We start from the raw sequence: 20,829 nt of genomic DNA, 5'->3' as shown, positions 1-20,829 counted from the left end.
TGATAAGTGTTTCAGTTTCCCATCTGTCGCAATCATTTTTCAAATTGGTATTACTACAACCACAAATCAACTGTATCGATTGACACTAGTTATCAACGAAGCCAAATAGCGATGTCTACGATGGGCTACGCCTACGCCAAAAGCGACATCCTTGCATAAAAGCCGCTTCAATAGTCCCTAGCTTTAGGTTGCTAGGGACTAACTACTTTTGGCTTGTAAACTGATTTACTGATTTAGCAGTCCGATAGCCATTTCAAGGTGCATTTTAGCTTTATGCAAGTTTAGTAAACTCTCTTGGTCGTATCGGTCAGGGTAGCTCATAGCCTTGCCCTCTAAAGTTATCCGAATTAGTGCTGCTTGTTCATCAGTGGGGGAGTTCATCTCATCTACGACCCCTTCAAGAAATTGAATAACACTAAAGCCTGGTGATTTTAAACCTCTCCCTTGCCTTAATTGAGAGAGTGCTATCTGTGGAAATGCCATCAAGGTAACAATCCAACTAGTCTTGTAACCTCCATTCCCAGTAGGCTTTAATCCGTAACGCCTACATAAGTCTCTTAACTCAGCAGTAGTTTTGATTTCGAGTTCTGACCTTGTGAACATAAAATAGAATTACCCATTTGTAAAAGTGGTATCGGTGGTGAACTGTTTTGACAGACGCGAACACCACCGATTAGAACTCTATCTATATGTTCACGTATCGTTCAAGCTATATTTACATCTCTCAACAATGCCTAACCCTAAAGGTAATCCAGAAAATTTAAAACCACTTAAGTCTGATAGAGAAGAACCGCTAACACAAAATCTTAATTTTCGTGTCACCGAAAAAATGAAGGAAGAGGTAAAGGCACAGGATGACCCTCCTGAGTTTTGCAGAGAAGCTATTCAGAAAGCACTGGATGAGAAAAAAAGGAAGTAGTGAAAAATTGTTGGAGTTTAGTGCAACAACTTTATATCTAAAAACTTTTAGGTTTATTTTTGCCCTACGTCGCCAAGTGCAGATGTACGCGTAAAATTTCTTGAATTACCTGTTGTACAGCTTCTTTACTCAAGCTGCCATCTACCCGAACAATTCGTGAGGGATGGGATGCTGCTAAATGTGCGTATCCTTGCTGAACGCGGCGATGAAAAGCGATTGTCTCTTGTTCAATGCGGTCTAGTCCTAATTGGTCTGAGAGTTTGCGGGACAGTCCGACTTCGACATCGACATCTAGCCAAATAGTTAGATCGCTTTCTAAACCACCAGTAGCAATATTATTAAGCTGATCGATTAAACTCATGTTCAGACCGCGACCATATCCCTGATAGGCAATGGTAGAGTCAGTGTAGCGATCGCATAAAATATATTTCCCATCTGCGAGATTTGGTTTAAGTTCTTGTTCAACGTGTTGCGATCGGTCAGCAGCATACAATAAAAGTTCTGTCACTTCTGCAACTGGCTTGTCTTCTGACTTTTCTAATAGCAAGCGGCGAAGATGTACACCTAACTCTGTTCCCCCTGGTTCGCGAGTTACCACCACAGAAACACCGAGACTTTCCAACCATTCAGAACAAAGCTGCATTTGGCTGGTTTTGCCACAGCCTTCCACCCCTTCAAATACAATTAATTTCCCACCCATGCTTTTTTGTTCGCTGCAATAAACTGATTCGCTGACGTTTCATCAGATCAAGAATAGCGCGAAGTGGAAAATCATAGACTGCGATCGCGTAGGCGTAGCCCATCGTAGATATCGCAATTTATGATTCAATACAGTTCAGATAAGATCAAAACACTTGTAGAGACGGCGATTTATCGCGTCTCGAAAACTACGATTTAGTTACCTGAAAATTACTGTCACTTAGACGGTATAATATCTCGCCAGCTTTCGGCACAAGCAATATGCCTTCATCCTCTCGGCTAGCCCATTCAGTGGGTTGAATAGTCGCCGGATTGCGATAGTTTAAGTTATGAGCAGCACAGCGTTCAGCAGAAATACCAGTCGCTAAAGTAACGCGAATCCGGGCTTGTTCTCCTTTTATCGGATCAAAAGTACCCATCCCTTTTAAGTGAGTACTATGGGCCAGCACTCCAGCAGGATAGTCTTGGAATTTATGCCATTGTTTAAGAAAGTAATCCCGCACATGATAGCCAATTTGGGAGAGAATTTCCCCGTGTGTATAGCTAAACTCGGTAATATGAGGAGCATATATAATTACTTCGCCTCCATCGGCTACTACTGGCTCTAGCTTGTACATTCCTTTTGCTGCTGTCCAAATGTCATCATACATTTGGGGCATGACTGAAAGCACTTGTTTAAAAGGCCGATCTACATATTTAATATGCAGTTTAGCTGATAATTTTGCCGCGTCTTCCCAGGCTGACTCTGGTTGACCTATATAAAGTCCAGCTAACTGATTTGTTTTCGGTGCGACTACCATCGCCAAACAAAGTTTTGGGGTAGAAATCAGGCTAGCGGCTCGGTTAATCAAACGCCGGACTGGTGTAATTCCCAGCGTACCAATAATTTCATAACAAGTAATTAAAGCACCTAACCAGTGCGAGAGATTAATTACTTCTTGACCACCAATACCAGGGAAAAAATATTTATTTCCACCAGAGAAGCCGACAACTTCGTGGGGAAAAACTGGCCCACAAATCGCGATTAAATCATATTCTGTTACAAGCTTATTAATACGCACATCAACTGACTGATGTAGCATACCACCGCTGATCTCTGCTATCTCGTCTGCCGAAATTACTCCACACGAAATAAAGGTATCTGGCTTATTCCAAAGGTGGTTAAAGATACGAATTTTTTTTAAAGTTGTCTCTCGTTCCTCTGGTGTCACTCCTACCAAGTGATTGATTTGTTCTTCACTCATAGGATTATGTGTACCCAGAGCAATTAAAAAATCCAGAGCCGCTACTCTCTTACCCAACTCCTGATGCAGCAATCGAAACATTTGCGGGATGGGAGCAGTACGAGTACTATCTGGAATTAACACCAAAATGCGCTGTCCATCCAACTTAGAGTCTGCTAAAGCTTGATGAATTAGCCCGGAAACTTGCTCATCTGAAAGTGTTCCGTTATTTTCAGCCAGTGAATACATTTTTAACTTTCCTTATTATGAGAAATTCCTTAGCTGAGTGGCAGAGAATATGGTTAAAAAGTGCAAGTATTTCTTTCTGCCTATGCGTTTCATAAATCGCAAGTATTTTTACAGATGTTCTTACTAATTAACTAAGATTGTGGCTGTCGCACGCCTATTACGCAAGGAATTGAATCAGACGCTATCCACTCATGATCCTCATAATACTCAACATGAGAGTGTGAACCACGTCTTGAGCCATCTGAGAAATTAAAACACTCTGCCAGAACTGCTAATTTTGATGCTTCTCCCTCTACCTTAAGAAAATTAGCTGAAACTGAAAGTTTGACAGCACCTCTAGTCTGATAGATTGATAAAAAATCAAGACGATTGTATGGTGCTGGCTCAAAGTTAGCATCAGCCGGGATATCAACTTGCACTTCATGAAGCTGCAATAAGTTCAAAATTTGGTGTCGAACACTTCGCAGTTTTTCAGGTGTACCAGTGATATAAATTTCGTATGGTCTGTAGCGAATTTGAATCATCGAACTTTCAGATTAAGTAATAAAGAAACTAACTATTAACAAGTAGTTTCTTTCGACATAGACGCACTGTGGATGTAGACCGATTGTCCCTTAGATGTTATCGCCGGTAGTTTAAACTCCACTGTAGATACTAAATCCACCATCTACTGGCACAACTACCCCGTTGACGAAACTAGAACCAGAACTACATAACCAAATCAAGGTGCTGAGTAATTCATCTGGTTTTCCGAAACGTCCGGCGGGGGTATGGTCAATAATTTTTTGTCCGCGTTCGGTCAAACTACCATCAGAATTTAAGAGTAAATCTCGATTTTGTTCGCCAATAAAAAAACCTGGTGCGATCGCATTTACTCGCATTCCATCACCATATTTTTGGGCGAGTTCTACGGCTAGCCAGCGAGTAAAGTTATCTATCCCCGCTTTCGCAGCTGAGTAGCCAACCACCCGACTAATCGCTCGAATGGCAGACATAGAAGAAATATTCACAATGCAACCGTGGGGTTGACTTCTTTCCACCATTGCTTGACCAAAAACCTGACAAGGTAGTAAAGTGCCAACTAAATTGAGGCTAACTACTTCCTCAAAAGCAGCGCGAGGCATATCAAAAATAGTCGCATCAGCAGTAATTGTGGCAGCCGGAATATTACCGCCAGCCATATTTACCAAGATATCTATCTCATCCCAACGCTGTATAATAACATCCCTAGCGATTTCTAATTGGGAGCGATCGCTAACATCTGCTACCACAGCCATACTTTCTCCACCGTTAGCAGTAATCTCAGCCACCACCGCCCCCGCCCTGACTTCATTGCGACCCAAAACCACCACTCGCGCTCCAGCCAGAGCCAAACCCTTTGCCATAGCCCCACCAAGCACACCAGAACCACCAGTAACTACCGCTACCCGCTCCGTCAAGCTAAAAAGTTTACTTAAAATCAACTCTGACATCACCCATTCCCCCTCTCTGCGTGCCTCTGCGCTTCCCTTTGCGCCCCTACCCTACGGGAAGGCGTTCGCGTAGCGTCTCGTAGAGAAGCGCCTATGCGTTTTCTCAATTCCCCTCAAACTTATAAGCAACCTTAGCGAGATCATAAGCCAAAGCACGAGCCATACCATACCCTTCCTCTTCCTCAACCAATCCCCGTGCAACCAATCCAGCCAACCAATTACAAGCTACCCGCCGCCAGACATTATGACGAGCCGGAATCGAAACAAAAGCCCGCGTATCATCATTAAACCCGGCAGTATTATAAATTCCCGCAGTTTCCATTACCTGATTGAAATAACGCTCCATACCATTTACGCTGTCGTGAAACCACCAAGGTGGGCCGAGCAATACACTGGGATAATGACCAGCTAATGGAGCCATCTCGCGGCTATAAGTGCTTTCATCCATGCCAAAAATGATTAAATGGAAGCGCGGATCATTGCCGTAAGCTGATAACAACGGGCGTAAATTTTCAGTCCATTCAATTTTTACAGGAATATCAGCACCTTTATCAGCTCCAAATTTCTCAAATAAAGCTGGATTATGGTTACGCATTACACCACAATGCATTTGCATCACCAACCCATCTTCTACGCTCATCCGCGCCATTTCCATGAAGATATGACCGGTAAATTGTTCGACATCACCTGGATTCAGCTTGCCGGCTAATGCTCTGGCAAAGATAGCTTCAGCTTCTTGGTCAGAAAGGCGTGTTGTATAAGGTGTAGCTGCACCTTGATCGGTAGCTGTCGCGCCCATTTTTTTAAAGAAAGCTCGACGTTCTTCTAAAGCCTGCACAAAATTGGCGTAAGTGTTAATTTCTTTACCGATACTGCTTTCCAACTTGCTAAGATTTTCGCGCCAACCAGGAGCATCGAGGTTAACTACTGCATCAGGGCGAAAAGTTGGTCTAATTTGAGTAAAACCTTCTTCGTGGAGCGATCGCTGATTCTCTAGGTTATCACTGGCGGCATCGGTAGTACAAAGCACTTCGATGTTAAAGCGTTTGAATAAAGCACGCGGGGAAAACTCCGGTGAGGCTAACAAACCTTCTAGATAATCATAGATACGTCCGGCATTGCGAGAATTTAAAGGTTCATCCACCCCAAAGATGTTAGTTAGTTCCTCTTTCAGCCATAACCCAGACGGAGTACCTTGGAATAGATAAAAATGGTCGGCGAACAATTGCCAGATTTTGCGGTGGTCGGTTTCTCCTGGCGAACCATCATTGGTTGGTATGCCCAAAGCTTGCAGAGATACGCCCTGACTATAGAGCATCCGCAAAAGGTAGTGGTCAGGGATAATTAGTAATTCCGTGGGCGAACCAAAACGGACTGCGGGATTAGCTAACAAAGCTGGATCTACGTGTCCGTGTGGGCAAACTAGAGGTAACGCAGATATACTGTCAAAAAATTTATGGGCTATTCGTCTTTGAACTGGTTCTGGAGAGAAGCAGCGATCGGGAGATAAACCCGGTTTTTTAGTTAACATAAGTTTTGTATAAATTGTTTTGAGTTTTAAATTGTTAATAATGCTGCACTGCTACCACGCTTTAATAGAAAAGGAGATAAAACGCGATTTTCCACAGTTTTTTCTTCTATTAAATCGAGTAACATTTGCATGGCGTAGCCACCAATTTCCAACATTGGCTGGCTGATTGTGGTCAGCGCCGGCGTTACGTAACCGCCCAAAGCAATACCATCAAATCCGACGAGGCTTAAATTTCGCGGTACTAAAATACCTAATTCTTGGCAGGCTAACAGAGCGCCAACCGCCACCATATCGTTGTAACAAAATATGCCTGTAACTTCCGCAGCCAATAGTTTAGACAGCATATTTTGACCAGTATTAACGTCGCTGGTTCTGGTATCATATTCATCACTAATTGAAACCCAATCAGTATTTTGGGGAATACCAGCTTCTGCAAGGGCCATTTGATATCCTTCTAGGCGCTGCTTATTTGACCTGCTGCGATCGCTCACACCCAGATAACCAATAGCGGTGTGTCCTAAACTAATTAGATGCTGTGTCGCTAATTTAGCACCTAAGCGATCGTCTATTGCTACTGAGTGAAATATTTCTGATTGGTCTTCAGTCTGACTATTAATTAGAACTGTTGGTACAGCAATTTGTGTGAGTTGTTTAGTATGCTGTTTACTAATTCGCGAGTCAGCTATTAAGATCCCGTCCACCCTACGGCGATGAAAAGTATCAATAGCTGCCATTTCCTGATCGAAATCTCGGTGTGAAGCACTCAATAAAACACTCAAACCCGCCGGTCTGGCTATCTTCTCGATTCCCTCTACCACTTCAGCGTAAAAGGGATCTGAAATTGAAGTTACTACTACACCAATAGTATTAGTACGTTTATTTTGCAAACTTTGAGCAATAGCATTCGGCACATAACTCATTTCCTCTGCCAGTCGCTTAATTTCTTCTCGCACCTTCGGGCTAATGAGAGCATTATCTCGCAAAGCACGTGAAACTGTAGAATGAGAAACCCCTGCTCTGCGGGCAATATCTTCAATCGAAATTCTTCGTTTATTCATTATTTTATTTTAGCTTTCAAATATTGCACACGTGTGCATTTGTATGTATTATAGAAAATAATCGTGACTTGTCAAGAGAATTTAATACAACTCACATTTCGCATAACAAGGAGTTAAAAGTCCTCATCTTCGCCTCCGTTCATGATTACAACTACAAGTTACGAATTACAAATTCCGAATTCCGAATTAGTTGAACTTTTATTAAGAAAAAATGATTATTATCGTCATGGGTGTATCTGGTTCTGGAAAAACCACCATCGGAAAACTGCTAGCAGACTCCTTAGAATGGGAATTTAGCGACGCTGATACTTTCCACTCACCAGAGAATGTTGAGAAAATGCGGCGCGGTATTCCTCTGAGTGAAGAGGACAGAATGCCTTGGTTACAAGATTTGCAAACAGCCATCAAGCATTGGCTACAAGAAAATAAAAATGTGGTGCTGGCGTGTTCGGCTTTAAAAAATAGCTATCGGCAATTTTTGGTAGTGGATAGCGAACGCATCAAGCTAGTTTACCTCAAAGGGTCTTATGAATTGATTCAAATGCGCTTACAAGAGCGTAGCAATCATTACATGAGCGAAAAACTGCTCGACAGCCAGTTTTATACTCTTGAGGAACCAGTAGATACTCTATCTATGGATGTTGCACAGCCACCCCAGATAATTGTCCAAAACATTAGAACAGCTCTAGAAATTTAGCTGAGTGGTGACAACCGTAATATTAAGATTAATCACGTATCTAGGAAAACACGAACTTTTGGCAACTAAATCGCATCAGATGTCAGTCTAAATAAATATCAAAGCAAGCAGATAACTGTAATGGTAGGAGAAAACTAGTGTTTCTAAGATTAGCGCAACAGCATCAGCAATTTGTCCAAGACTTGGTAATGACCCTGCAAGCCTTGACAATTATACTTGAGCGGCGTGGCTATACTGCGTCTTGTTATACATGCGGCGAGCAAATGAAGAGTGCTTCATTTATGGTTAGCCTGAAAGAAAAGCACCTAATTCGGTTTTTAGTGTCTGATTACGGAATTACTTGGATGGAATTGTGGGACGATCGCGAATTAATGAAGTTGGAGGGTGCAGAAGCGATAAACCAGTTACAAGAGTTGGCTAATCTTGTTAAGTATTCTACTGTACAATTGATAAATTGATACTAGGCTGGTTGAGTCAGACATAAGAATTCATAATTATAGCTTTTGCACACGTGTGTAACCTAAAAGATTAGCTTATATTTAGTAAATTCATGCACGGTTGTGCAAAAAAACAAAAGCACTGTTTTCAATCTGAACCAAAGAGATTGGGTAAGACAGTGAGGGAAGTGGGTTGTGCATAGGTATGCAAAGACGAAATGAAACTTAACACGCATTTTTGCACACGTGTGCAAAAATAATAATAAGTCCAAAACAGGTTTTGCACACCTGTGCATAATAGAGTGCGAAAGTACCATTTAACAAATACAATATCGACAACTAGGAAGATATGTCTCAAACTCTAAATAATGCCATTCTTCAGGTTCAAAACAATCCCTTACATTCACTAGAAGAATGGGAAGAAGACTTACTTAATCGTTATCCCGATCCAGATAGCATAGTTAAAGAAGGTAAAACCACCGAAGAATACAGGAATTACGAAACGACTATCAGAGATACGGTGAAAGAGTTTTATCGGTTAAATCATATTAATCAAACATATAATTTTGTACTTCAAAAAGAAAAAGAGTTTTTGAAGTTTGATAAAAAAGAAATGTCTGTTTGGGATGCGGTCGAATTTTTGAATCAATTAGTCGATGATTCCGATCCTGATACAGACATGGATCAGTTACAGCATCTATTGCAAACATCAGAAGCCATTCGCGCTGATGGTCATCCTGACTGGATGGTACTTACTGGCTTCTTTCACGATATGGGGAAAGTGCTTTGTCTGTTTGGTGAACCTCAATGGGCTACTGTAGGCGATACTTATCCTGTAGGTTGTGCATTTTCTGATAAAATTGTTTTCTCCGAATTCTTTAAAGAAAATCCTGATTATAATAACCCCGATTACAACACTAAATATGGCATTTACGAGCCTAACTGTGGATTGAGTAATGTACATATTTCATGGGGGCATGATGAGTATTTTTATCAGATGATGAAAAACTATTTGCCCGAACCTGCATTGTATATGCTTCGCTATCACTCATTTTATCCTCAACATCGTGAAAATGCCTATGAGCATTTGATGGATAAACACGATCGAGAAATGTTTAAATGGGTACGTTTATTCAATCCCTACGATTTGTATTCCAAAAACCCTGTTCCTCCTGATTGGCAAAAATTAAAACCATACTATGAAGATTTGGTGGCTAAATATTTACCCGCAACATTAAAGTTTTAAACTGCTTGGAGAATTCAGGAGTCAGTATTCATAATTTTCTCTTTATGAAGGGATAAAGTAAGAACAAGATATTGGTATCGGGCTTAAAAATATTATCTTGTTTACTCTTTTTTGCCTGCAAGTGATGGAGGAAGAAGAATAAATAAATACGCTTGGCAAGCTGATTAAAGTTCATTTAGAAAATCTAACCAAAGGATGTTTACATTTTTCCAAATCTAGCACTCATAATCAAAAACTTCTCTACTACAACAGTATCTTTTCTGAAGGAGATTGATTGAGAAATGTTAACGTTTTTAACATTGACCCTAATATTGAATAGGCTAATTCATCCAAATACTTTGGAATAAAGACTTTGAGTTCTGTCGAGAGATTTAAAACCTTTTACATTTGTAAAGTTCGATAAACAAGATTAATTTTTGCACTGGAGCGGGATAAAATGAAAAAAGTCAAAACAAATAAAGATTTACAACTTTAATAATACTAATTTTTGGAAGTTTCACTGAAAGGCTGTTTTCAGGCTATGCAATACGAAGTAATTTCACCAAAAGAATGTGACTATTTGAAGTAGTGTAATGTTCGTAATTCTGCTTTCAAAAAACCATTTTGTTTTGTGAAACTAATAGCAATAACTCCAACTACGTCTAAATCCAATAACTTTGGAGTTTAAATTGCAAAAGCTAGTAGTAGCACTACGTTAGGTCTAAGTTTTTCAGACCTAGTTTATCTTGTGATCGCCTTTCTCAAATTTAAATCAGTTGTTAGCAAAAGATGAATATGAAGAGAATTTCGCTCATAGTTGGCATATTAGGTTTCGCGGTTGTTGGTTGCACAAATGGCGCTCAAAATGGCAACACTGCTACTAATACTACTAACAAGGCTACTAATATAAGTGCAGAGAGTCTTAGTACGCCAAATAAAAAATTGCAAACAATCGGTGTAGCTTTAGGTGATTTAGGCAATCCCTTCTACAATGCTGTACAGAAGGGGGCTGAGACAGAAGCTCAAAAAATCGGGGGTAATATCAGAGTTAATGCGGTTTCCAGCGCCTTTGATTTGAACCAACAAACCAACCAAATCGAAAATTTTACGGCTGCGAATACTGACTTAATTATCCTCAGCGCTGTTGATAAAAAAGGAGTTAAACCAGTTATTGACCAAGCAAGGCTTGCAGGTAGAGTTGTTATTGCATTAGATTCAGCTGTTGATGCAGATGTAGATGCGATGATTAGTTCCAACAATACCCAAGCTGGTGAGGTTGCTTGCCAATATATTGCCGATCGCCTCAAAGGTCAAGGTAGTGTAGTCATCCTCAACGGTACTCCGATGGACTCAATCAATCAGCGAGTCAGTGGCTGTGAGAAGTCATTGTCCAAATATCCGAATATTAAACTCATCTCTAAAGAGCAAAACGCCGAAGGGACAAGGGATGGAGGACTGAGAGTCATGAGCGATTTGCTGACAACCTTTCCCAAAATTGATGCCGTTTTTGCCACTAATGACCAAAGCGGTGTCGGCGCAGATTTAGCAGCGAAACAAGCAAGACGCAATGAATTTTTTATTGTTGGGGTAGATGGATCGCCAGATGCAACCAAAGCAATGGAAGATAAAGATGGTGTATTTGCTGCAACTGCTGCTCAAAATCCCGCAGGGATGGCTCAAAAAGCAGTTCAGATTGGCAACGATATCATCCAGGGTAAAAAACCTGAATCATCAAATATTCTGATTCCAGTCAAGTTGGTTACTAGAGAGAACCTCAGCAGCTATCAAGGCTGGTAATTTGTAATACTCGCCTATGGCGACAAGCAAGCTACGTAATTACAACACACAGAAAAAGGCTTGATACGACAGAGTTAGAATCTTCGATCCTGTTTAAAAAAAATACATCAGTTCCAAATTCGGTGTACATCAAAATAACTTTTAGGAGATATATGAATGTGAGAAAGATTGTAATTGCAGCTAGCATACTAGGTATAGGTATCATTAGTGGTAGCCTTGTCGGCTGTACAAACGGTTCTCCCGATGACAACACTGCTACTAACACTGATACTAAACCTGCTACGAATATTAGTGCAGAAACTAAAACCGCCACTGGGGATAGAAAGTTGCGATCGGTTGCCTTTACCGTTGGCGATCTAAGTAACCCTTTCTTCGTTGTTATGGGACAAGCAGTTGAAGCAGAAGCGAAGAGAATTGGCGGAAAAGATGTCAATGTTATTATAGCTTCCAGTGCTTATGATCTTAACCAACAAGCCAATCAAATTGAAAATTTTACTGCTGCGAATACTGATATCATTGTTTTGAATGCTGCTGATAAAAGTGGAATTAAGCCGATAGTTGAAAGAGCCAAAAAAGCAGGTGAAATTGTTATTGCCGTAGACACAGGTGCAGAGGGAGGCGTGGATGCCACCATCACAACTAATAATGTCCAAGCTGGAGAAGTTAGTTGCAAATATATTGCTGACCGCCTCAAAGGTAAAGGCAATGTAGTAATAGTTAACGGGCCGCCAGTGGACTCAGTAATTCAGCGAGTTAGTGGCTGCGAAAATGTATTATCCAAATATCCCAATATCAAAATCCTCTCTAAAAACCAGAATGCAGATGGTAGCCGGGATGGAGGACTCAGAGTTATGACTGATTTACTCACAACCTTTCCGAAGATTGATGCTGTTTTTGCCATTAACGATCCGAGTGGACTTGGCGCAGAACTAGCGGCTAACCAAGCACAACGTAAAGATTTCTTTATTGTAGGGGTTGATGGTGCGCCAGAAGCAATAACTGCGATCGCCAATAAAAATGGTTTATATGCAGCAACTGCTACTCAAAATCCACGAGGGATGGCCCAAAAAGCAGTTCAAGTTGGCAACGACATTTTAAATGGGAAAAAACCTAGCAATTCCACTATTTTGATTCCAGTTAAGTTAGTCACAAAAGATAACGTCAGCACAGAAAAAGGCTGGGAGTAATAGAAATTGTGAATTTGCAATTGAAAAATATGCCTTTTGATATCAATCTTTTGGTGCATTTGTAAAGTTTTTGCACATACCTAGAATGTCTGGCGGTTTTCACTTAAATTAATACCAAACCTCATCTTTGTTCTTGTCTTTTCTTTAATAGAAAGATGGGTTTAGAAAGAGGTTAAAACTCTGCTGCACCCAACTGAGAACCACTATATATGTGCATCAGAGGGAAATCTGAGTGTCTATTTATAGCACTCAAATTTTACCAGCAACTTCTATTAAGTAACGTTAACAATCAATTATGAAAATATCTCTTCTCCATTCCCTATTTTCAAACTAGTAGTCAGCTTTTAAAACCTGATTTTGCGAGCAATCAAATATGAGTTTATTAGTTTCTAATTCCCAATCGCAGATTTTAAATCGTTTTTACAGGTTTTGCTCATGACAACAAATATTGAAACCTCACGTTCTGATACACCAACTAGCACCCCAGTGTTAGAAATGCAAGGAATTACAAAACGATTTCATGGTGTATCTGCGCTCCAAAATGTTAATCTGACGATTTATCCGGGAGAAGTTCACGCCCTCATGGGTGAAAACGGAGCAGGCAAAAGCACATTGATGAAAATCCTGGCAGGGGCTTACATTGCCGATGAAGGAGAAATTCGGATCAATGGTCAACCCTTGAAAATTACCGATCCGGCGACAGCACGCAAAGCGGGTATTAATCTCATTTATCAAGAACTGAATGTTGCACCGAATTTAACCGTTACCGAAAATATGTTTATGGGTAGCGAGTTGCGGCGAGGTCAGTTTTTAGACCGCAAAGCGATGCAACTGGAAGCAGAAGAAGTGCTGGACACCTTGGGAGCCAATTTTACCGCGCAGACTATAGTTGGTACTTTGTCCATCGCCGAACAGCAGCAAGTGGAAATTGCCAGGGCGCTGAAGGACAAAAGCCGCGTTTTGGTGATGGATGAACCAACAGCAGCCCTATCTGACCGCGAGAGCGACCATTTATTTGAGGTAATTCGCAAACTGCGGCGGGATGGTATTGCGATTATTTACATCAGCCATCGGATGGAAGAAATCTATGCCCTAGCTGACCGGATTAGTGTGTTGCGTGATGGTCAATATATTGGCAGTCTCACACGCAGCGAAATCTCTCCCCAGCGATTAGTGCAGATGATGGTTGGTCGCTCCATGCAAGACTTTTACGAACATCAACGGCAAACGAATCCTGGCCCAGTCGTGCTGGAAGTCAGAAATATGAGCGACGCCCGGAAGAAGATTGAGCCGGCTAGTTTTAAAGTTCATGCTGGAGAAATTGTTGGTTTAGCGGGGCTGGTTGGTGCCGGACGCACAGAACTATCCCGGCTAATTTTTGGTGCCGACCGCAAGGCTAGTGGCGAAGTATTCTTGAATGGCAAAAAACTGGAAATTAATACCCCTAGCGATGCCATTGCAGCCGGAATTGGCTACGTTCCAGAAGACCGCAAAGACCAAGGTTTATTTCTGGAGATGAGCGCCCGCAAGAATATTGCCATCAACACACTCAAGCAAGATGCCAAAGCTGGAATTGTTAACTGGCCTTCAGTGAATCGACTCTCAACAGACGCGGTGGAAAACTTTAATATCCGCCTAGCCAATTTGGAAATTAGAGCATTGGATCTTTCTGGTGGTAATCAGCAGAAGCTACTGCTAGCGCGTTGGTTAGCCATTAAACCGAGAGTACTAATGTTAGATGAGCCAACACGGGGCGTAGATATCGGTGCCAAAAGCGAAATTTACCGAATTATGAGCGAATTGGCAGCGCAAGGTGTTGCTATTTTAATGGTTTCCAGCGAACTAGCGGAGATTGTCGGCATGAGCGATCGCGTCTTAGTGATGCGAGAAGGACAGCTGGTAGGTGAACTGGATGGCAGCCTTGGCAAAGAAATCACCCAAGAAAAGATTATGCACTACGCAACTGGAGCATCGGAGGTATCAGCATTATGAGTCAGACAGTCAGACCGCCTATCAATAAATCAGCCAACAATCCCGCAGCTCGCAACCGGAAATCAATCAGCAGTCTGTTGGAAGTTGCGGGTATTCTGCCAATCTTAGTAATTATCTGCATCTTATTTGCATTCCTTTCTCCCAACTTCCTCACCGGCGGTAATATCGTTAATATCTTGCGTCAGGCATCAATCAATATTGTGCTGGCGACAGGAATGACCTTTGTAATTCTCACCGGCGGTATTGACCTTTCAGTTGGGTCAATATTGGCTGTTTCTGCGGTAGTTGCATTGCTAGTATCGCTACTACCGGCTTTAAGTTGGGCAGCTGTACCTGCTGCCTTGCTGGCGGGATTGCTGTTAGGCTTACTCAACGGTGCGCTCATTACCTTCTTGGATGTGCCACCTTTTATTGTCACCCTGGGTTCACTTACAGCCTTGCGGGGTGTTGCCTTTTTAGTTGCCAAGGGTACAACCCTGATTAACCGGGACATCAATTTTGCTTGGGTGGGTAATACATACATCGGCCCCTTTCCTTGGCTAGTGATAATTGCGCTACTGACTGTGATAGCTAGCTGGTTTATCCTGCGGCAAACTGTTTTAGGAGTGCAGATATATGCTGTGGGTGGTAACGAACGGGCAGCCAGATTAACAGGGATTAAAGTTAATCGGGTGTTGCTATTCGTCTATGGTATTAGCGGATTACTGGCAGGTTTAGCAGGAATCATGAGTGCTAGCCGTCTTTATAGTGCCAGTGGCGTAATAGGTCAGGGTTACGAATTAGATGCGATCGCAGCTGTTATTCTAGGTGGAACCAGCTTTACAGGTGGTATTGGTACCATTGGCGGCACGCTTCTAGGTGCATTGATTATTGCTATTCTCAACAACGGTTTAACCTTGTTGAATTTATCTTACTTCTGGCAACTAGTCGTCAAAGGACTAGTAATTATTTTGGCAGTAACGATCGATCGGTTACGCAGACGTTCTAGACGGTGAGCAAAAGGCAGGGGAGCAGGGGAGCAGGGGAGCAGAGGAGAAGTTGCAGTAAGTCTTTCCCCTCTGCCCCTCTGCCCCTCCGCCCCTCTGCCTCCTATACCCAATTCCCAATATATAAACTATGTCTTCTACTACTGTTCGTCGTAAAGCCAGCACGTTTTATGTAATTTTGATCGCTGGTGCCGCTGCCCTCGGCGGGTTTTTATTCGGTTTTGACACTGCTGTAATCAATGGTGCGGTTTTATCTTTAGCAAAAGCTTTTAACACCAGTAGTTGGGTAACAGGGCTAGCAGTATCCCTAGCGCTACTGGGGTCTGCGATAGGAGCCTTCTTTGCTGGACAGATTGCAGACCGTTATGGTCGAGTCAACGCAATGGTCGTTGCTTCAGCGTTGTTTACTATCAGTGCCATTGGTTCTGGGATGGCCTTCACAATCTGGGATTTTATCTTTTGGCGAGTATTGGGTGGGATTGGCATCGGCGTTGCTAGCGTCATCGCGCCAGCTTACATTGCCGAATGTTCTCCTACTCATTTGCGGGGAAGGTTAGGATCTCTGCAACAATTAGCGATCGTAGTGGGAATTTTCGTTGCCTTATTGAGCGACTACTTTATCGCTACGTCAGCAGGTTCAGCAGACTCGCCGTTTTTGTTTGGGGTTGCAGCTTGGCGCTGGATGTTTTGGACAGCAGTCCCACCAGCAGTATTCTACGGGATGGTAGCTTTAACAATTCCTGAATCTCCCCGTTATTTGGTTGCCAAAGGACGAGAATCAGAAGCTGTTAACGTTCTGACCAAGATTTTAGGGGGTGACGTACTGCCAAAAATTGAAGAAATTCGCCAGACAGTGCTTCGCGAACGCCAACCCAGGTTTTCTGACCTCTTAAGCAGAAGTGGCGGACTCCTCCCAATTGTTTGGGTAGGAATAGGCTTATCTGTATTACAGCAATTTGTTGGGATTAATGTAATTTTCTACTACAGCAGCGTTTTGTGGCGTGCAGTCGGCTTTTCCGAAAAAGATTCCCTGTCAATCACAGTGATTACAGGAGCCGTCAACATTATTACAACACTGATTGCGATCGCCTTCGTAGATAAATTTGGTCGCAAGCCCTTACTGATAATCGGGTCAATCGGCATGACCTTGACCTTGGGGACGATGGCTTATCTTTTTGGTCATGCTCCCCTCGATGCTGCTGGGAACCCCAATCTTACAGGAAGCGCCGGGACTATAGCTCTGATTGCAGCTAACCTCTATGTGTTCTGCTTCGGTTTCTCCTGGGGGCCAGTGGTTTGGGTGCTGCTAGGAGAAATGTTTAATAACAAAATTCGAGCCGCCGCACTTTCGATTGCTGCTGCTATGCAATGGGTTGCTAATTTCATCATTTCCACAACATTTCCTCCTATACTGCAATATTTCGGTCTAGGTTCTGCCTATGGACTCTATACAATTGCAGCAGCTACCTCACTCTTTTTCATTCTCTTCTTTATTAAAGAAACCAAAGGAATTGAGTTAGAGGATATGTAATTAGCATCCTTGAATTACCCCTCCCCAACCCTCCCCTTGTGAAGGAGAGGGGGCAAGATTTCAAGTTTCACCCAATATATCGGGGGGATTAAGGGGGGTATATTCGACTTATGCAAGAGGTCTAATATGTAGTGGTGTGTTTATAAATCCAGGATTTTCCTAATTCACTTAATGAGTCTGCATTTCCATTTTTGAGCGGACATCTCGGAGAAAATATCAGACAACAACTAAATACAAACTCTCGCTTCAGTCAATTAGTAAAAAGATGGAAACTATCAATACGGCTCTTTGTTCTTCTGGTTTATCCGGCATGGTATTTCATGCGCCGTTTATTGATTTACATCCCGGATTTAAATTAGTCGGTTCTTGGGAAAGAAGCAAAAAGCTGATACAGGAACATTATCCTGATGTTAAAAGCTATCCTTCTTTAGAAGCATTGCTAGCAGATGAGCAAGTAATCTTAGTGGTAGTAAATACACCCACTTATACCCATTACGATTATGCTAAACAAGCATTGCTAGCAGATAAACATGTTGTGGTAGAAAAAGCATTCACTACAACGGTAGCAGAAGCAGAACACCTCAAAGAATTGGCACAGAAACAGGGAAAAAAATTATCTGTATATCAAAACCGGAGGTGGGATAGTGATTTTAAAACAGTTAAAAAAATTGTCCAAGCAGGCTTGCTAGGTGATATTGTTGAAGCAGAATTTCAATTTCAAAAATATAAGCCAACTCTCAGTCATAAACAACATGTAGAAGTTCCCAGTCCGGGGGCAGGAACATTAAATAATTTAGGGCCGCACTTAATAGACCAAGCTTTGCATTTATTTGGAATGCCTGATGCTATTTTTGCAGACATCCGCATAACTAGGCTGCGATCGCAGGTAGATGATTATTTTGAGTTGATACTATACTACGACAAGCTGCGCGTCAAATTAAAAGCAAGCTTCCTGGTGCGTGAGCCTGCACCAGCCTATATCATACATGGCACTAAGGGTTCTTTTCTTAAAAGCAGAGCTGATAAGCAAGAAGAGTATTTAGTGGCAGGGATGAAGCCCAACACACTTGATTGGTATACAGAGCCGGAAAGTGAATATGGCTTACTGCATACAGAAAAAGACACAAAAGTAATTCGAGAAAAAGTCAAAAGTTCGCAGGGCAGTTATTTAGGTTATTACGATGCCGTGTATAAATCTATTGTTAGTAATCAGCCAATTGCTGTTACCGCCGAAGACGGAATTAATGTAATGAAAATTATAGAAGCGGCTATTAAAAGCAGTAATGAGCAAAAAGCCATAACGTTACTTGAAGTGAGCTAAAACTCCAACTTAAAATATGTAACTTTAATGTTGATTAGCTCATACTTTGGTTCGAGGGTCATTTCTTTCGTTACAAGCTGATAATTCAACCATTTTCAATTAATAAATCAATGCTAAAAACTATTTTTCCTAGCTTTTTTCTTTTATTTTTGGCAATTCCAGCAGTTTGGGCAGCACCTCCAGAAGACGATCCGAATGCAGCAGATGCTAATAGGACTTTGCAGGGACAAGTCACTTCTGTTTCCCAGTTTTCTGATGTACAACCAACCGATTGGGCGTTTGGTGCATTGCAATCGTTAGTGGAACGCTACGGCTGTATTGCGGGTTATCCCAATTCCACCTATCGCGGGAACCGTGCTTTAACCCGTTATGAGTTTGCCGCAGGTTTAAATGCTTGTTTAGATCGGATTAATGAGTTAATTGCCACAGCTACTAGCGATTTAGTTAATAAGCAAGATTTGGCAGTGCTGCAAAAATTGCAGCAAGACTTTGCCGCAGAACTGACAACTCTGCGCGGACGAGTAGATACTTTAGAGGCGCATACAGCAACATTGGAGGCGCAGCAGTTTTCCACAACTACTAGATTGAACGCTCAAATTATTACCGCCATTAGTGATACCTTTGGAGATAGAGTAGGTAGCGATCGCGATGAATCCAATCTCTACTTTTCAAATCGGGGTCGTCTCAACTTTGAGAGCAGTTTTACGGGCAAAGATTTGTTGCGAGTCCGGCTGGAGTTTGGTAACTTTGCGAATTCCAATGGTGCAAGCCAAATTGCCGCAGCCACAGGCACAGGGATGACACGCCTGAACTTCGATTATGACAGCAACGATACGCTTCTTGTCCCCCACATCCGTTATTACTTCCCAGTCAGTGAATCCCTTAACTTCGTTGTTGGGCCCACAGGCATTGGTTACACCGACATTACAACCACCGTCACTCCCCCCACAATTGCTGACGACGGCAATGGGGTTCCCTCACTATTTGGCTCGTACAGTCCTTTATTCCGGCGAGGTGGCGGTGGTGCAGCCGCTAACTGGAACATTACCAAAGACTTGGTTCTCACCTTGGGCTATTTAGCAAACAGTCCTAATGTGCCATCAGGGAGCAACGGCTTGTTTGATGGCGGCTACAACGCCTTAGCTCACTTAGCCTATTATGGTAAGCAAGGAGCGATCGGTGTTGCCTACTCTCATGGCTATAGCCCTGGTGGAGTACCCGATATCTCCGCTGGGACGGGTAACGTCTTGTCAAACGCTCCCTTTGGTAACAACATTGCTACTTCCAACGATATTGTCGGCACACAGGGATACTATCGCTTCTCCCCGAATTTCCAAGTCCACGCTTGGGGTGGATATATTTGGGCAAATGCCAAGAGTTCTGGTTTGAGTGATATTTCCAATGGTAGGGGTGGAACAGATTCTCTATTTGTTAACAATGGTGCCAATGCCAATGTCTGGTTTGGGGCGATTGGTGTGTCCTTTCCCGATGTGGGTGGTAGAGGCAATCTGCCAGGAATTCTCTTTGGTATACCACCCCATGTCTCTAACAGTGATATCCGTCAAGACCGAGACAACGCTTATCATATCGAAGCATTTTATCGTTATCGGCTAAATGACAACATCTCAGTGACTCCTGGTTTTTGGGTGATTCTCAACCCGGAAAACGACAGCAGAAATGATACGCAGTATGTGGGTGTGCTTCGCACAACCTTCGATTTTTAACTGGATGTCAATGCTTTGCTTGACCAACAGAGTGCTGAATATTCAGCACTCTTTAGGCCCAATATTTGAGCAGCATAGTAACGCACTCTCTGACTCTCATCTTTTAGTAAACCTAGCAGTGCTTCAACTACCTGTGGCGAGGCGTTGCCCAACTTGCCCAATGCTTCAGCAGCAGAATAATGCACTCTCTGACTCTCATCTTTGAGTAAACCCAGCAGTGCTTCAACTACCTGTAGCGAGGCGTTGCCCAACTTGGCCAATGCAAAAGCAGCAGAGTTACGCACATCATCACTATCATCTTTGAGTAAACCCAGCAGTTCTGCCAATACTTCCTCTTGTTCACCTAAAGCTGCCCGATATTCTCGCAGTCGCCCTTTATCTATCAAATCTGCTGATGCTTTCAACAGTTGTAGTGCTTGAGCTTGAAACTGGGTTTCATTTAAATTGCAAAGAATTTGAAAAACTTGTGATTTAACTTTCTCACCTACTAAGCGAGAATTGCTAACTTCAAGCTCAACTAATCTCTGCAAAATATCTGTAATCAAATTGCCATCAGATAATTTTAAATCTTCTGCTAAACAAGTTCCTGCAAATAAAAGATTGCGGTGCAGCCATTCTTCATAAGGAGTCTCTTGTTGTAGAATTTCATCAATAATTCTTTTCGAGTTCTTTGGATTTTGTTGAGCTCTGGAGTTTAGACTAAATCGTCGAAATCAAAGAAAAAAGAGGAGGTCTGATTGAACACAGGCCCACTTTTGACAGAAGGTGAGAGAAGAACCAC

General features: G+C 42.3%; 19 protein-coding genes. 11 read left to right on the top strand and 8 right to left on the bottom strand.

Translation table 11 applies throughout. The annotated features are described in order from the left end of the window. Positions 1 to 225: 225 nt before the first annotated feature. Positions 226 to 603, bottom strand: coding sequence for a hypothetical protein (locus V7K45_RS23060; RefSeq protein ID WP_292843718.1), 378 nt, complete (start codon positions 601 to 603; stop codon positions 226 to 228). Between the two features lie 127 nt (positions 604 to 730). On the opposite strand from V7K45_RS23060, the gene V7K45_RS23055 reads away from it, so the two are divergent. Next, entirely contained in the window at positions 731 to 919 is a 189-nt protein-coding gene (locus tag V7K45_RS23055; protein ID WP_335007356.1) for a hypothetical protein, read from the top strand. Between the two features lie 64 nt (positions 920 to 983). Here V7K45_RS23055 and tmk read toward each other — a convergent pair whose 3' ends face one another. From tmk to V7K45_RS23025, 6 genes are all read right to left on the bottom strand, one after another. Further along, complete coding sequence (tmk, locus tag V7K45_RS23050; RefSeq protein WP_335007300.1) at positions 984 to 1,619, bottom strand: dTMP kinase; 636 nt, start codon at positions 1,617 to 1,619, stop codon at positions 984 to 986. Positions 1,620 to 1,806: 187 nt separating this feature from the next. Next, positions 1,807 to 3,090, bottom strand: coding sequence for a lactate racemase domain-containing protein (locus V7K45_RS23045; RefSeq protein ID WP_335007299.1), 1,284 nt, complete (start codon positions 3,088 to 3,090; stop codon positions 1,807 to 1,809). A 131-nt stretch (positions 3,091 to 3,221) separates the two neighbouring features. Beyond that, positions 3,222 to 3,614: an Imm32 family immunity protein gene (locus V7K45_RS23040; protein ID WP_335007298.1), complete on the bottom strand. Its 393-nt coding sequence runs from the start codon at positions 3,612 to 3,614 to the stop codon at positions 3,222 to 3,224. 111 nt (positions 3,615 to 3,725) lie between these two features. Continuing rightward, positions 3,726 to 4,562, bottom strand: coding sequence for an SDR family oxidoreductase (locus V7K45_RS23035; RefSeq protein ID WP_335007297.1), 837 nt, complete (start codon positions 4,560 to 4,562; stop codon positions 3,726 to 3,728). 103 nt (positions 4,563 to 4,665) lie between these two features. Next, on the bottom strand, positions 4,666 to 6,093 hold the full coding sequence (uxaC, locus tag V7K45_RS23030; protein WP_335007296.1) for a glucuronate isomerase: 1,428 nt from the start codon (positions 6,091 to 6,093) through the stop codon (positions 4,666 to 4,668). 26 nt (positions 6,094 to 6,119) lie between these two features. After that, the gene (locus V7K45_RS23025) at positions 6,120 to 7,151 is read right to left on the bottom strand and encodes a LacI family DNA-binding transcriptional regulator (protein ID WP_335007295.1); all 1,032 of its coding nucleotides are present in this window, start codon (positions 7,149 to 7,151) and stop codon (positions 6,120 to 6,122) included. Between the two features lie 211 nt (positions 7,152 to 7,362). Here V7K45_RS23025 and V7K45_RS23020 point away from each other — a divergent pair, with 211 nt between their 5' ends. The 10 genes from V7K45_RS23020 (at position 7,363) to V7K45_RS22975 (ending at position 20,048) form a co-directional block, all read left to right on the top strand. Continuing rightward, complete coding sequence (locus tag V7K45_RS23020) at positions 7,363 to 7,848, top strand: gluconokinase (protein WP_335007294.1); 486 nt, start codon at positions 7,363 to 7,365, stop codon at positions 7,846 to 7,848. Between the two features lie 137 nt (positions 7,849 to 7,985). Continuing rightward, positions 7,986 to 8,306, top strand: coding sequence for a DUF1815 family protein (locus tag V7K45_RS23015; protein WP_335007293.1), 321 nt, complete (start codon positions 7,986 to 7,988; stop codon positions 8,304 to 8,306). Positions 8,307 to 8,634: 328 nt separating this feature from the next. Next, positions 8,635 to 9,531, top strand: coding sequence for an inositol oxygenase family protein (locus V7K45_RS23010; RefSeq protein WP_335007292.1), 897 nt, complete (start codon positions 8,635 to 8,637; stop codon positions 9,529 to 9,531). Between the two features lie 774 nt (positions 9,532 to 10,305). Next, positions 10,306 to 11,307: a substrate-binding domain-containing protein gene (locus V7K45_RS23005; protein WP_335007291.1), complete on the top strand. Its 1,002-nt coding sequence runs from the start codon at positions 10,306 to 10,308 to the stop codon at positions 11,305 to 11,307. Between the two features lie 152 nt (positions 11,308 to 11,459). Then, complete coding sequence (locus V7K45_RS23000) at positions 11,460 to 12,494, top strand: ABC transporter substrate-binding protein (protein WP_335007290.1); 1,035 nt, start codon at positions 11,460 to 11,462, stop codon at positions 12,492 to 12,494. Positions 12,495 to 12,929: 435 nt separating this feature from the next. Next, positions 12,930 to 14,486 carry a sugar ABC transporter ATP-binding protein gene (locus tag V7K45_RS22995; protein WP_335007289.1) on the top strand — a complete coding sequence of 519 codons (1,557 nt, stop codon included), beginning with the start codon at positions 12,930 to 12,932 and terminating at the stop codon, positions 14,484 to 14,486. After that, positions 14,483 to 15,481 (top strand): ABC transporter permease subunit, encoded by a 999-nt coding sequence (locus V7K45_RS22990; protein WP_335007288.1) that lies wholly within the window; start codon positions 14,483 to 14,485, stop codon positions 15,479 to 15,481. Before V7K45_RS22995 ends, V7K45_RS22990 begins: the two co-directional genes overlap by 4 nt. Before the next feature lie 121 nt (positions 15,482 to 15,602). Next, positions 15,603 to 17,003: a sugar porter family MFS transporter gene (locus tag V7K45_RS22985; RefSeq protein WP_335007287.1), complete on the top strand. Its 1,401-nt coding sequence runs from the start codon at positions 15,603 to 15,605 to the stop codon at positions 17,001 to 17,003. 265 nt (positions 17,004 to 17,268) lie between these two features. Beyond that, positions 17,269 to 18,324: a Gfo/Idh/MocA family oxidoreductase gene (locus tag V7K45_RS22980; RefSeq protein ID WP_335007286.1), complete on the top strand. Its 1,056-nt coding sequence runs from the start codon at positions 17,269 to 17,271 to the stop codon at positions 18,322 to 18,324. 110 nt (positions 18,325 to 18,434) lie between these two features. Further along, positions 18,435 to 20,048 (top strand): iron uptake porin, encoded by a 1,614-nt coding sequence (locus V7K45_RS22975; RefSeq protein WP_335007285.1) that lies wholly within the window; start codon positions 18,435 to 18,437, stop codon positions 20,046 to 20,048. Here the strand turns inward: V7K45_RS22975 and V7K45_RS22970 are convergent. Then, positions 20,045 to 20,593 (bottom strand): HEAT repeat domain-containing protein, encoded by a 549-nt coding sequence (locus tag V7K45_RS22970; RefSeq protein WP_335007284.1) that lies wholly within the window; start codon positions 20,591 to 20,593, stop codon positions 20,045 to 20,047. The genes V7K45_RS22975 and V7K45_RS22970 overlap by 4 nt on opposite strands. Between the last annotated feature and the right edge of the window lie 236 nt (positions 20,594 to 20,829).

Source organism: Nostoc sp., from assembly GCF_036917375.1.
In the GTDB taxonomy this organism is placed as follows: Bacteria; Cyanobacteriota; Cyanobacteriia; order Cyanobacteriales; family Nostocaceae; genus Nostoc.
This window is presented reverse-complemented; position numbering and strand designations above follow the sequence as displayed.

Coding starts and splice junctions, on each gene's coding strand:
- V7K45_RS23060 (WP_292843718.1), bottom strand. CDS start 603: ATGTTCACAAGGTCAGAACTCGAAATCAAAACTACTGCTGAGTTAAGA.
- tmk (WP_335007300.1), bottom strand. CDS start 1,619: ATGGGTGGGAAATTAATTGTATTTGAAGGGGTGGAAGGCTGTGGCAAA.
- V7K45_RS22990 (WP_335007288.1), top strand. CDS start 14,483: ATGAGTCAGACAGTCAGACCGCCTATCAATAAATCAGCCAACAATCCC.
- V7K45_RS23025 (WP_335007295.1), bottom strand. CDS start 7,151: ATGAATAAACGAAGAATTTCGATTGAAGATATTGCCCGCAGAGCAGGG.
- V7K45_RS23055 (WP_335007356.1), top strand. CDS start 731: ATGCCTAACCCTAAAGGTAATCCAGAAAATTTAAAACCACTTAAGTCT.
- V7K45_RS23005 (WP_335007291.1), top strand. CDS start 10,306: ATGAAGAGAATTTCGCTCATAGTTGGCATATTAGGTTTCGCGGTTGTT.
- V7K45_RS23000 (WP_335007290.1), top strand. CDS start 11,460: ATGAATGTGAGAAAGATTGTAATTGCAGCTAGCATACTAGGTATAGGT.
- V7K45_RS22975 (WP_335007285.1), top strand. CDS start 18,435: ATGCTAAAAACTATTTTTCCTAGCTTTTTTCTTTTATTTTTGGCAATT.
- V7K45_RS23040 (WP_335007298.1), bottom strand. CDS start 3,614: ATGATTCAAATTCGCTACAGACCATACGAAATTTATATCACTGGTACA.
- uxaC (WP_335007296.1), bottom strand. CDS start 6,093: ATGTTAACTAAAAAACCGGGTTTATCTCCCGATCGCTGCTTCTCTCCA.
- V7K45_RS23020 (WP_335007294.1), top strand. CDS start 7,363: ATGATTATTATCGTCATGGGTGTATCTGGTTCTGGAAAAACCACCATC.
- V7K45_RS23045 (WP_335007299.1), bottom strand. CDS start 3,090: ATGTATTCACTGGCTGAAAATAACGGAACACTTTCAGATGAGCAAGTT.
- V7K45_RS22995 (WP_335007289.1), top strand. CDS start 12,930: ATGACAACAAATATTGAAACCTCACGTTCTGATACACCAACTAGCACC.
- V7K45_RS23035 (WP_335007297.1), bottom strand. CDS start 4,562: ATGTCAGAGTTGATTTTAAGTAAACTTTTTAGCTTGACGGAGCGGGTA.
- V7K45_RS23010 (WP_335007292.1), top strand. CDS start 8,635: ATGTCTCAAACTCTAAATAATGCCATTCTTCAGGTTCAAAACAATCCC.
- V7K45_RS22980 (WP_335007286.1), top strand. CDS start 17,269: ATGGAAACTATCAATACGGCTCTTTGTTCTTCTGGTTTATCCGGCATG.
- V7K45_RS22985 (WP_335007287.1), top strand. CDS start 15,603: ATGTCTTCTACTACTGTTCGTCGTAAAGCCAGCACGTTTTATGTAATT.